The 13,256-nt window shown below is 38.9% G+C and carries 7 protein-coding genes; 1 reads left to right on the plus strand and 6 read right to left on the minus strand.

What is annotated here, in order from left to right:
• Positions 1-114 precede the first annotated feature (114 nt).
• On the minus strand, positions 115-1,152 hold the full coding sequence (locus RAH34_RS21190; protein WP_306597449.1) for a serine hydrolase: 1,038 nt from the start codon (positions 1,150-1,152) through the stop codon (positions 115-117).
• A gap of 112 nt (positions 1,153-1,264) precedes the next feature.
• Here RAH34_RS21190 and RAH34_RS21195 point away from each other — a divergent pair, with 112 nt between their 5' ends.
• A complete protein-coding gene (locus RAH34_RS21195) occupies positions 1,265-1,777 on the plus strand; it encodes a hypothetical protein (protein ID WP_306597450.1) in 513 nt (170 codons plus the stop codon).
• Between the two features lie 539 nt (positions 1,778-2,316).
• Here the strand turns inward: RAH34_RS21195 and RAH34_RS21200 are convergent.
• The 5 genes from RAH34_RS21200 to RAH34_RS21220 form a co-directional block, all read right to left on the minus strand.
• Entirely contained in the window at positions 2,317-3,780 is a 1,464-nt protein-coding gene (locus RAH34_RS21200; RefSeq protein ID WP_114821782.1) for a RagB/SusD family nutrient uptake outer membrane protein, read from the minus strand.
• A 10-nt stretch (positions 3,781-3,790) separates the two neighbouring features.
• Positions 3,791-6,745, minus strand: a complete 2,955-nt coding sequence (locus RAH34_RS21205; RefSeq protein ID WP_306597451.1) for a SusC/RagA family TonB-linked outer membrane protein — start codon at positions 6,743-6,745, stop codon at positions 3,791-3,793.
• Positions 6,746-7,503: 758 nt separating this feature from the next.
• Positions 7,504-8,973: a TolC family protein gene (locus RAH34_RS21210; protein ID WP_306597452.1), complete on the minus strand. Its 1,470-nt coding sequence runs from the start codon at positions 8,971-8,973 to the stop codon at positions 7,504-7,506.
• Positions 8,966-12,127: an efflux RND transporter permease subunit gene (locus tag RAH34_RS21215; protein WP_076595625.1), complete on the minus strand. Its 3,162-nt coding sequence runs from the start codon at positions 12,125-12,127 to the stop codon at positions 8,966-8,968. Before RAH34_RS21215 ends, RAH34_RS21210 begins: the two co-directional genes overlap by 8 nt.
• A gap of 15 nt (positions 12,128-12,142) precedes the next feature.
• A complete protein-coding gene (locus RAH34_RS21220) occupies positions 12,143-13,228 on the minus strand; it encodes an efflux RND transporter periplasmic adaptor subunit (protein WP_306597453.1) in 1,086 nt (361 codons plus the stop codon).
• Positions 13,229-13,256 lie beyond the last annotated feature (28 nt).

Genomic DNA, 13,256 nt, shown 5'->3' on the forward strand with positions numbered 1-13,256 from the left:
GCGCAAAATGTTATTAATAAAGTGGTTATAAGACGCAAAGATTTTATCTGCGATAAAATTGCATGCTGTGTATTTTAAAAGCCTTTGGTGGATACTTTTTAATAGTTTTAGAGTTTATTTCGCGGTGATTGCTTTCAGAACGGTATTTTTTATTGCAGCTTCATTGAAACTCCAGTATTCACGGTTTTCCGGCATCTGATTTTCGAGAATGATCAATATTGTATCTGTGGAAGGAAAGTAAGTGTTAAGGCAGGTGAAGCCATCTCCAAGACCCGTCACTGCATAATAATCCAGCCCTGCTTCTTTGATGAACCTTATATTATACCCGAATCCCATGCTTTCTTTTCCAAATACATCATGCTGAGAACGGGTAGAAGGGGTCATCATCTGTTTCTGAAATTTTGCGGAGAGAAGCTTACCTTTAAATAATGCCTCATCCCAACTGGCAAGATCCTGTACCGTAGAAATAATTCCTGCAGCAGGAGCAATATCCTCATTCAGAAAGGACTCTTTTACTTTTTCAAACTTATTGTTTTCATTCATATAACCTGAAACCAGAGATTGATTATTCTTGGTATTGTAAACAAAAGTATGATCCATTCTTAGTTTTTTGAAAAGAGAATTGGCCAATTCAGTGAAACTTTTCCCGGTTGTATTTTTAAGGATGTCACCAAGCATCATATAAGAAAGATTACCATATTTAAACTGGGTGCCCGCTTTGAACGCTGCAGGTTTTTCCGGATTGCTGATTCCGTGAGTATGATTCAGGAGATGATGGATTGTTACTGTATCTGCCCAGGTCTGGGTAAGCCCGGGGAGATATTTTTTGATAGGAGTATGAAGATCCAGTTTTCCCTGTTCGGCAGCCTGTAAAATTAAAATGGCAGTAATCTGTTTGGAATTTGACATGATTTCAAACTGGTCCTCCGTTTTCAAGGGTATTTTCTTTTCGAAATCTTTATAACCATTAGATTTAAGATACTGTATTTTCCCTTTTTGAGCTACCAAAACAACTCCGTTGAACTGTATCGGGTTGGAAGCGGTGATAATGCTGTCGATTTTGTGCTCATAACTGTCCTTTTTCTGAGCTGCTGCGGTAACAGATAATACGGCGAAAAAAACACTCGTGAAGAATAATTTTATAATGGTCATTATTTATTTGTATTACTGAAAAAATAAGAAATATACAGGATGTTAAAATGTTTCCAAATATATGTATTTCCTCTTTTGCTTTTAATTCAAATATTTTAATAATTTAGTTTCCATGAAAATTAAAACTATTAGCCTTACTGTTATTTTTTTCACTATTATTTCCTGTAAAAAAGATAGAGAATATCCTAAATATGTTGAATTGGAATCGGGAAATGGAAACTATTCTCTTTATATAAAAGATGGAAATTTCGAATTTTTAAAAACAGAACTTATAAGTTATGATCAAATCGTAACAGCACCTTTTTCAGAAGGTAAATATAAGATATCAGGTGATGAATTGATTTTGAATAGTGATAAAGGAAAAAAGTATATTTTCAAAATCGGGAATGACTATGAACTGCTCCCCGAAAAAATGGATTCCCTGAAAGACCTGAAAGGATTATATCCTGTTCAGATTCTTCATAACAATAAAATGCCGAAAGAAATGGGGCGTCTGGATTCTTTAGGAAGAAAAAATGCGTTGTGGCTTTACTTTAATGAAAAAGGAAAGGTTGTTAACCAGAGGTTGTATAAAAATGGTGAGCTGGTGAAAGATCATTACAAGTCTGATATTATTATAAAATAAAAAATCTGCTGATTTTTTTTATCTCTCGCAGATTTTGCAAATTAAGCAGATCTTTATGCAAAAATTGTTGAAATCACGAAAAAATTTTAAACATTCTCTTGCTAAAAATCTTTGCTTTTTTTGCGTCTTAAAATTATACTCAAAATTTAGAAAAAGTTTGCGTCTTTGCGATTTTCCAAAGACAAGCAAGAGATGATCTATCATAAACACAAAGTTTAATAAAGCTAAAAATATAGTAAGCGAGCAAAGTAAGCGACTTTGTCGCTAAGGAAGTTGAATCGTAATGCGTTTGCTTGGAAAGAATCAATTTATTGATTCCAACTTTGCTTCCTTAAAAATTATGAAAGCATCAAAGAAACTTTGCGTTAAAAAATATCTCGCAGACTCTGGAAATTTCACCCAATTTTAAAATCAGCGTGAGATTATTTTAGATTCCTTGTTATGCCCGAAATGACAAATATGACGTAAAAAGGCACCACTTACAAGTAAATGGCGCCTCGTCACTGAATATATTTGAATGTAAAATTGTTTCTGTTTATCTATTCATTCTGTTTGATTTGTGGGTTATTATTAATCTCTTTATTAGGAATCTGGAATCTGAATTTATCCGGGGTCAGGTTGAATCTTCCAAAAGTGTGATTCGTCCCTGTGTATACTCTTTCTAAAGGAGTATTGAGCCTTTTCATATCAAACCAGGCGTAACCTTCACCCCAAAGTTCTATTCTCTTTTGCAGGATAATTTCATTAATCAGCTCACTGCCTGATTTCGTAGACAATGTATAAGCCTGATCTCTTTTTGAGGTAATGTCAAATAATACCTGTCTGGCTTCAGCTTCTCGTCCTTGTCTGGCAAGGGCTTCAGCCTGAATATAATACAGAGAAGAAGCTCTGATGTAAATATAATCTCCTTCAAAAAGCGTAGGATCTTTAAATTTCCAGCTTACATAAGGCGGATAGTTTTTCGTTTTCCCATTAAAAGTATACGTTGCATTCTGGCTTCCATTGAATACTTTTTTACGGTAATCCGATGCCGGAATGGCTTCATAAAGACGCTTGTCTATCAGCTTACGGATCTGTGCTGCTCCTGCATATCCTTCATTGGTATTATCAAACATGGAGAAGAAAGAAGCATAATAATTTCCGATACTCATCGTGGAAATCGTATTATGAAAACCCCATATTACCTCAGGATTATTGATGTTGGAAAATCCGGTATTGGTATAATCGTCCTCGGTCATCAGGGCAATTCCCTGCTTACTTTCCTCAGCGTATTTAGCTGCTTTGATATAATCTGCTGTTTCCAGAAATACTTCGGCTGCAATAGCCTTGGCAGTTCTTTGGTCTATCTGGGCTCTGGAAGGGCGGGCATACGTATCCAAAAGCGAAACAGATTCCTCTATATCTTTTTTGATTTGCGTATACACCTCAGCAACCGTTGATCTCGGAAGTCCCTGACTTGGATTAGCTGCGGTAAGTACCAATGGAAGTCCGGGCTCAGACTGATGTCCGTTATAATCATTGGCATAAAAACGAACCAGATAGAAGTAGGAATAAGCTCTTAAAGCGAGCAACTGTCCCGCAATCGCTCTGTTTTTTGCATTGGCATTTTTATCCAGACCATCAAGCAGTTTGTTGATCACAAATATTCTTGCGTAAAAAGTGGTCCATACAATCTCAGAAGCAATATTACTGGCATTGGTAGCTTCGTAATTATAAAACATTCCTAAATGCTGGTTAGTAGACTGTATTACATCGTTTGACATCAGGTCAGCACCTGCTTTGATTCCCATGATTCCGAAATCTGAGTGAACGGTGGTACCGCCTGCACCATTACTTCGAAGATCAAGATAGATTCCACCCAGAATTTTTTCCGGACTGTTGGCATCGTTATTGAGCTGCTCCCCGGAAATATCTCCTTCCGGTAACGTATTGAGATCATTAGCACAGCTGGTAGCCAGAAAACTCAGGGTCGCAGCTGTTATCAAGTATTTTATTGTATTCATTCCTGTTCTTTTAAAAATTAAGTTTAAAGCCTAAAGAGACACTGGACAAAAGAGAATAACGGTAGGCATCAGAAACTCCCGTCAGTGAAGCTCTTGGATCATATCCTTTTCTCTTAGACCATAGATACAGGTTGTTTCCTGTTACATAAATTTTCAATCCTGATAATCCTGCCTGTTGGGCAAAGCCTTCAGGAAGCTGATAGGAGAGGGTTACATCCTGAAGACTGATATAATCCGATTTGATCAGATACAGTGTTGAATTTCCATTCTGGTTCGTAGCCGTAAGATCTACCCTTGGTAAAGCCGCTGTTGGATTTTCTGGAGTCCAGGTTTTATCCAGATCTGTTGAATAGTTAGATCCATAGGTATCAGAATGGAATAAACTTCTGTAAATATCATCATAGCCATAGCCTCCGAACTGGTAAGCAAAATTCACTGCAAGATTGAATCTTTTATAACTGAAATCTATCCCAAATCCTCCATATACCTTTGGAATGGCAGACTTTCCGGTGTTATAATCGGTGGCTTCCTTATAATTATTGGTCACTGTTCTTTCTTCCTTTTGAGTAGCAGGATTAATGGTTGTACGATACCATAAAGCATCACCATTCTCAGGATTTACTCCGGCAAATTCTTTGAGGAAATACGTGTAACGGTCTCCACCTTCTGTCAGGATAAATAAACCTGAAACAAGTCCTGTATTTCTCTGCTCAGCCGGTAATTTTGTAATCTTATTTTTATAATGGGTGGCATTCGCGTAAAAACTCCACTGGAACTCATCTCCACGAAGGATATCCACACTGATATTAGCCTGAACACCTCTGTTCGTCATATCCCCGATATTTCCATACTTCACATAGGAGCCTGCATTGGAGGGAGGAAGAGGAAGCGTGTAGATCATATCCGAAACTTTCCTTTCAAAATAGTCAGCATTCAGGTTGATTCTGTTTTTTAAAAGTGAAATTTCAAAACCGGCATTCAGGTTTTTGGAAGTTTCCCATTTCAAATCTTTATTTCCTTGTTTTTTAAGCGACAGAACAGGTTTGTCATCCCCGAAGTTGTTGATTCCGTAGATATCCTGATAAGCATAATAATCTCTGCTGGAACCTCCTAAAAGAATGTTGTCATTTCCCTGTTGGCCGTAAGAAGCTTTTAATTTTAAAGAATTAATCACGCTGTTGTCCTTAAGGAAATCTTCTTTTGCGATATTCCATGCCAGACCAAGTCCATAGAAATTTCCCCATCTGCTCTCCGGAGAAAATACAGAAGAACCGTCTCTACGGATATTGGCATTGAAGAAATATTTTCCATCATAATTATAGAGTAACCTTGTGAAATACCCTTCTACCGCATATTCATAACCGCTTCCTGATAAACCGGTAATTTTCACGGCATTATCAAAAGCTTGCGAGTCGGGTAATAAAAGCTGCTGTTTTGATCCTGAAAAGCCATCATCTTTTATCTTATTCAGTTCATGTCCTACAAGGAGGTTGAAGCTGTGATTTCCCAGTTTTTTCTGGTAGGTAAGCAACTGCTGGTGATTCAGTGTATATTTAAAGTTTGAACTTTGTGAAATAGTTCCTCCCACAGAAGAAGAAGTTCCTCCTTCCGTATTTCCGAACTGAAGGTTTCTGTTATTTTCGAGATAAGCACCAAAATTATAGGTAAAATCCAGTCCTTTGATGATTTCATAATTTAACCCAAGATTCAGATTGGTCACATTACTTACGATTTGTGATTTATTCTTCTGAAGGTTTCCTACAGGATTTTCAAACACCGCATAAGATCTTGCCGCTCCGTTAGGTCCCTGGCCGTCTCCGTAATCATACAAAGCATTTCCATAACTGTCATAAAGCCTCTGGTAGTTGTTGTCCCTCAGAAAAACAGGATAGAAAGGTGCAATATTTCGGGCAAACTGGAAAGGGTTGGAGAAACCTCCGGTCTCACCGAAATCCTGCTTGCTGTACGTGTAGGATAAAGCACTTGTTAATTTCAGCTTTGAAGTGATAGCGTAATCTACATTAGATCTGATCCCGAATCTTTCAAAACCTGATGAAATCAAATATCCCTTGTCATCCAGATAATTAAGGGAAGTGTAAGATTTTACCTGATCCCCGTTGGCATTGATTCCTACCGTAGCCTCTCTTCGCAAAGCAGGTCTGAAAAGCAGTTTTTTCCAATCATCCTGATACAGTAATTTTGCATCCGGATTAAAAGAACCATCCTTTGATATCAATTGATTAAACGGAACATTATACACATTGTACCCAAGTTTGGTTAATGCTGAAAGTCCCACATCATGAGGAGAAGGGCCCGAAGGAACTGCTCCCGGTTGTTTTAGTCTTGCAGTTTCGCCAATTCTGGCTCTGTTATAATAGGCGGTATAATAATCCTGAGGAGAAGTATAAACCGAATAATCTTCAATAGATCTGAAATTAACCCCTGTTTTTACATCAGCCTCAATACTTACACCTTTACTTTTTCCTCTTTTGGTATTCACAATAATAACACCATTGGCTCCTCTGGAACCATACAGAGCATTCGAAGAGGCATCTTCCAGAAAAGAAATACTTTCAATATCGGATGCCGCAATACTGTTCAGGTTTCCGCTGTACGGAATACCATCTAGTACAATTAACGGGTCGCTGGATGCGTTGATAGAGCCTATTCCTCTCATTCTGATGGTAGGCTGTGAACCCGGCTGTCCAGATGAAATCACCTGTACTCCGGCCACTTTCCCTCCAATTCCCTGAAGAATATTTCCATTTTGAAGATTAGAAAGATCTTTAGCCTTCAGCGACTGTACAGATCCTGTAATCTCTTCTTTTTTCTGCTTTCCAAAGGCAACTACCACTACTTCTTTGATGGAGGTTTCCTTGGAAAGACTGTCTTTGCTCTGTGCAAAACCATATTCCGCGAACAGCAGTAAGGCCAATACACCAAGCTTGCATTGTTTCTTTTTCATTATATTAATCTAGGTTTAAAACTGAATTGTGTATTACTGCTGATCTCTCCTTACAAATAATAGTTTCCCGCCTCCTTTTTCAGGGAGGATATCAAAAATGGAAGATTTAAATTTACAGGAGATGTACCCGGATGAAAGAAGCCTCGAATTTGTTGGCTTTAATTCCTACAGTAATGAATGGATCTCTTAAAAAGTTAGCACATCATCATCATGCCCATCATATCAAAGCACATATCTTGAGAAATACATTGGTGCTGTGAAAGGGCAGACATTCCACAACAATTTTGCTGTGCAGAAGCTGCCACCGTAATGGTGCATAGGTAAGAATTAAAGGTATTCTTATTCATGAGAATAAAGTTTATGATTTTTTTAACTGGGTCAAAATTATTTAATAAAAGGTGAACCCTTACAAAAAAGGTATATGAGATAAATCATATTAGTCTACCAAATTAGTAGGTTAATGGTTGGTATTTAGATTTTAATGAAGTAATGGATTGATTATCAATTTGTTGGTTGGATTGTTGTAAATGTTAAAAAATGATAAAAAAGTTAATTTTCAAGTGTGAATTAAAATTAAAATAAGAAGTCTATTTATTTTGTAGACTTTTTATTTATTTTATAGTCGTTCTATCCTATTCAATAGAAACGGGCTTTAGCCCGTTTACCGAAGATTAAAAAAATCATCAGGCTTCAGCCAAAACCTAAAAAAAGAAGCCTGCCTCACGGCAGACTCCTATAAAAACAAGATTGAAAAGAATTTATTGTTTGGTAATATCCGGAACTTCCAAAGGAGTTTGGTCCCAACCACCACCAAGAGCTCTGTACACAGCAACACTTGCTTTAAGTTGGTTTACTTTCTTTTCCACCAGCTCAAACCTTGATTCCAGGGCATCTCTTTGAGTCAGTAAAACCTCCATATAATCAGCACGGGCATATTTGAACAGGTCGTTGGAAATGTCTATAGACTTTGTCAAAGCATTCACTTCCTTCGTTTTGATATTCACACTGCTTTCCAGATTATGAATTTTAGACAGCTGATTCGCTACCTCAATATAAGCTCCCAAAACAGTCTGCTCATAATGATATACCGCCTGAATCTGTTTGGCATTAGCATTATTATAAGCCGCTTTAATCGCTCTTCGGTTGATCAGTGGAGCAGTAAGTTCTCCTGCAAGAGAGAACAGAAAAGACTGAGGTTTGATGATATACAAAGGATTAAAAGCCTGTAGTCCAACTCCGGCAGAAAGATCAAGAGAAGGGTAGAACCTTGCTTTGGCTACTTTAATGTCAAGCTTGGCAGCAGCCAGTTCATATTCAGCCTGTTTAATATCCGGGCGGTTTTCCAATAATTCAGAAGGAATTCCTCCATAAACCGCTTGCGGAACAACAGAATCAAAAGAATCCTGACTTCTTTCCACCGGTTGAGGAAATCTTCCCACCAGATAATTGATCTTATTCTCCGTTTCAACAATCTTCTGCTGGATATCATACTGCATTCCCTGAGTTTTAAGAACCTGGGCTTCAAATCTCTGCACGGCCAGTTCATTGGATCGGGCATTCTTTTTTAAATCTTTGATAATCTCCAGCGCATCATTCTGAATTTTAATATTCTGATTCAAAATAACCAGCTCATTATCCATTGCCAGAAGTTCATAATAAGAATCGGCAATCTCAGAAATCAGATGAGTGGTCATGAAGTTCTTTCCTTCAATGCTCGCAAGATATCGCTGTATTTGTGCTCTTGTGGCATTATGAAGTTTTCCCCAGATATCGGTTTCCCACTGCGCCTGAGCACCAACTCCAAAATCAAATAAAGGTTCCGGCATTTCTCTGCCGGGTTCTATTTCGGTATTGGCTTCCATCGCTCCGATATTGGTGTATCGGCTTACTTTGTCTACGCCAGCTCCGGCTTTTAAACCTACAGAAGGAAGATATTCACCTTTCTTGGCTTTGATTTCGTTTTTAGACATTTCAATTTCCTGAAGGACAATATTCAGTTCCTGATTATTCTGAAGGGCCTGACTAATCAGCTCCTGAAGATGAGGATCACTGAAATATTCATTCCACTTCATTTTTCCCGTATTGATAGTGTCATTTTCTGCTGAACCGTATTTTTGAGGAACGGTTTTATTTTCAGCACGCTTTGCTATTTCGATAGGTTTACAGGCAGTAAGACTTAATAAGACGACTGCCAGACCTGCATATTGATATATTTTTCTTTTATTCATAATGGATCATGTCTTCGCTTAATGGAGATTCATCTTCGTCTTTGATCATTTTTTTACCATCAGACCACTTGGCAAATATGTAGTAAAGCCCCGGAATTACAATTACTCCGAATAACGTTCCTATCAGCATTCCTCCTAGTGAAGACGCTCCAATGGTGTGGTTTCCGATCGCTCCGGCACCTCTTGCAAAAACAAGCGGAACCAATCCTGCAATAAAGGCAAAAGAGGTCATCAGAATCGGTCTGAAACGGGCTTTGGAACCTTCCACGGCAGCTTCAAGAATAGAATCTCCTGCCTGACGCCTTTTCACGGCAAACTCTACAATAAGTACTGCATTTTTACCCAGTAATCCGATAATCATGATCAATCCAACCTGTGCGTAAATGTCATTCTCAAGTCCCATCGCTTTTAATAATAAGAAAGACCCGAAAACTCCCACTGGTAAAGAGCAAAGTACCGCAAACGGAATAAGGAAACTTTCATACTGAGCTGCCAGAACCAGATACACGAATACCAGCACAACAAGGAATACATAGATGGCTTCATTCCCACGCTGTGCCTCATCGTAAGACAATCCTTCCCAGGCTACTTTATATCCGTGAGGAAGTGTTTTAGCTGCCGTTTCATTGATGGCCTGAATAGCATCAGCAGTAGTATATCCTGCAGCCGGAAGTCCGCGGATTGCTGCAGAATTGTACATGTTGTAACGGGTGATTTCGTTTGGTCCCTGTGTCTTTTTCATCGTCATAAATGCCGAATAAGGCACCATTTCGTCACGGTCATTTTTCACATACAGATTCATAATATCTGTCGGAAGTCTTCTGAATTCCGGAGACGATTGTACATATACTTTAAAGAACTGTCCGAAACGGATAAAGCCCTGTTCATAGGTACTACCGATCAGAATGTTGAGGTTGTCCATCGCTTTTCCGATAGAAACACCTTTCTGCATCGCTGCATTATTATCAAATACCAGTTCATACTGAGGATAATTGGCTGCAAAGAAGGTGAATACTCCTGAAAGTTCCTTACGTTTTTTAAGCTGTGCAATGAAATCTTTATTGGCTTTATCAAATTCCTGATAATCAGTTGTTCTGTTCAGGTCCAGAAGTCTCATAGAGAAACCTCCCGAAGAACCGAATCCCGGTACAGCCGGTGGTTCAAAGAACTCAATGGTAGCTCCGAGATCTTTTGATTTTTCTTCCAGTTCTTCCATGATTTCCTTTACAGAATGATCACGGTCGTTCCAGCTTTTAAGGTTGATCAGACAGGTTCCTGCATTCGATCCACGTCCTTCCGTCATGATTTCGTATCCTGCCAGAGATGATACAGATTCCACACCATCTACACCCATACAGATTTTCTGCAACGTTCTGGAAACCTTATTCGTTTGTTCCAGCGTAGAACCCGGAGGTGTCTGGATAATCGCATAAATTGTTCCCTGGTCTTCATTCGGAATAAATCCGCCCGGAAGTACTTTATTAATCATCACAATTCCGGCACAGAAAGCAATCAGAATTCCCCATGTTACCACCTTTCGGCTCACAATTTTTCTAAGGAATGAAGCGTATTTTCCTGTTATTTTATCAAACCCGCTGTTAAATGAGTCTAAAGCTTTGGTGAAAATATTGACTTTCTTAGGCTTTCCATGATGGTTTTTCAATAACATTGCCGCCAAAACCGGAGTCAAAGTAAGCGCTACTACTGCAGAAATCACAATAGAGCTCGCCATAGTAATCGAAAACTGACGATAGAAAGTTCCCACCGGACCCGTCATAAATGAAATCGGAATGAACACGGCTACCATCACAGCTGTAATCGCAATAATAGCGCCTGCAATTTCACCCATTACTTCTTTTACTGCTTTGTAAGGAGAAATATTGCTATCTTCCATTTTGGCGTGAACAGCCTCAATGACAACAATGGCATTATCCACCACAATACCGATCGCCAATACCAATGCGAAAAGAGTAACCAAATTGATGGTTAATCCGAAGAACTGAATGACAAAGAAAGTTCCGATCAGAGAAACCGGTACGGCAATAATAGGAATCAATGTAGAACGCCAGTCTCCAAGGAAAATGAAAACCACGATGGCTACAAGGATAAACGCATCTCTCAACGTATGCATTACCTGTTCAATAGAAGCATCAAGGAATTGAGATACGTCATAACTGATTTTATAATCAACTCCCGGAGGAAAGTTCCCTTTCATCTCTGCCAGTTTCGCTTTCACATCTCTGATCACATCATTGGCATTACTTCCGTAATTCTGTTTTAAAACAATAGAGGCGGAAGGATGTCCGTCCAGATTGGAATAAATATCAAAGAACTCACTTCCAAGCTCTACCTTGGCAATATCTTTCAGCTTTACATTTTCTCCTTCTGCATTGGAACGGACAATGATATTTTCATACTCTTCCGGTTTGTTGTACTGTCCTTTATAAGTCAATACATATTCCAGCGACTGTGCCGCAATACCGGAACTTTGCCCGATTCTTCCCGGACGTCCGATGATACTCTGTTCGCCAATAGCTTTCATCACCTCATCTACAGAAATAGAATACGCACGCATACGGTCAGGATTCAGCCAGATACGCATGGCATATCTTCGGCTACCCAGAATCTGAGATTTTGCAATTCCGTGGATACGGTTGATCTCCGGGATGATATTTACCATAGAGTAGTTGTACAGGAATTTTTCATCCATACTTTTATTCGTACTGTAAAGGTTTACGTACATCAGCATACTCGGCTGAATCGGGTTTACCACAACACCTTCTTTCTGTACAAGTTCGGGTAATAAAGGCATAACCTGATCCACTCTGGTTTTTACCAGAACTACCGCCTCATTGGGATCGGTTCCGGGATCAAAGACGACGTTTACCGTAGCTTCTCCGGCACTGGTGGCATCGGTCGTGATGTAACGCATTCCCTGAACTCCATTGATGGCATTTTCAATCGTAATCAAAGATGATTTTACCAATACATCTGCACTCGCGCCGGGATAGGCAATAGAAACGGCTACAGTGGTAGGGGCAATTTTTGGAAACTGTTCCGTAGGAAGCTGCTTCATGGCGATACCTCCCATAAACAGGATCACAACCGATATCACAATGGCGAAAACCGGTCGGTGTATTACTTTTTTAAACATAATGCTGCTTTTGGGTTACTCGGCGTACAGATCCAGGTTCGACATTACTTTTTCAGGTTTCTGATATTTTGAACTGATCTTTTGGTTTTCCTGAACCATTCTAAGACCCTCAAGTAGGATTCTGTCATCCTTTCCAAGTCCTGAAGCCACTACATAAATATGAGGTAATTCGGCAGCTACTTTTATTTCTCTTGCATGTACTTTACCATCTTTACCAATCACATAGACATATTTCTTTTCCAGCTCTTCGAAAGTTGCTTTCTGTGGAATCATCATCGCATTGGCATAAGGAGAAGTAATAACAATGTTTCCGGTTTCACCGTATCTCAGCAGTCCTTTTGGATTCGGGAAAGTAGCTCTGTAAGCGATATTTCCTGTTTCATTGTCAAAATCAGACTCGATGGTTTGTACGATACCGTCTTGTGTGAACTCTTTGCCATTGGCCATTCTAAGGCGTACATGCAATGGATTCTCATCTTTTTTCGCATCCATCTGATTAAGATATTCAGCTTCCGGTACATTGAAATATACCCACATTTTGCTGTTGTCTGAAAGCTCTGTTACCAGTTCGCCTTCATCTACAAGGCTTCCTTTTCTTACATGTAATTTTCCTACAATTCCGGTAAAGGGAGCACGGATTTCTGTGAATCTCAAATGGGTATTCATTGAAGAAAGCTCAGCCTGAGCTTTTTCATATCTTGCTTTAGCCATAGCCATTTCCTGAGGAGCAACGATGTTTTTGTCAGAAAGGTTTTTGGTATTCTGATATTCAATTTCTGCGTATTTGGTTTCCGCTTTGGCGCGGTTTACATCAGATTCGTAAAGATTAGGCATGATTTTGAACATCAGTTGCCCTTTCTGTACAAACTGCCCTTCATCTACATAAATAGACTGGATGTATCCTTTTTCCTGGGCACGAAGCTCAATATGATTGATAGAACGGATCTGCGCAACATAATCTTTGTTGACTAAAGTATCTTTTATAAGAGGGCTTGTAACGTTGAATGACGCTGCTTCTGTTTTTTCCTTTTTTTCAGATTGACAGCCTGCAAACAAGAAAATAAGGCACAAGTTGATATACATGAGACTTTTCTTGACCATGATAAATATTGTTTTTATAATAATTTAT

It is taken from the genome of Chryseobacterium sp. WLY505, from assembly GCF_030846215.1.
GTDB lineage: Bacteria > Bacteroidota > Bacteroidia > Flavobacteriales > Weeksellaceae > Chryseobacterium.

Coding starts and splice junctions, on each gene's coding strand:
- RAH34_RS21220 (WP_306597453.1), bottom strand. CDS start 13,228: ATGGTCAAGAAAAGTCTCATGTATATCAACTTGTGCCTTATTTTCTTG.
- RAH34_RS21205 (WP_306597451.1), bottom strand. CDS start 6,745: ATGAAAAAGAAACAATGCAAGCTTGGTGTATTGGCCTTACTGCTGTTC.
- RAH34_RS21215 (WP_076595625.1), bottom strand. CDS start 12,127: ATGTTTAAAAAAGTAATACACCGACCGGTTTTCGCCATTGTGATATCG.
- RAH34_RS21210 (WP_306597452.1), bottom strand. CDS start 8,973: ATGAATAAAAGAAAAATATATCAATATGCAGGTCTGGCAGTCGTCTTA.
- RAH34_RS21200 (WP_114821782.1), bottom strand. CDS start 3,780: ATGAATACAATAAAATACTTGATAACAGCTGCGACCCTGAGTTTTCTG.
- RAH34_RS21195 (WP_306597450.1), top strand. CDS start 1,265: ATGAAAATTAAAACTATTAGCCTTACTGTTATTTTTTTCACTATTATT.
- RAH34_RS21190 (WP_306597449.1), bottom strand. CDS start 1,152: ATGACCATTATAAAATTATTCTTCACGAGTGTTTTTTTCGCCGTATTA.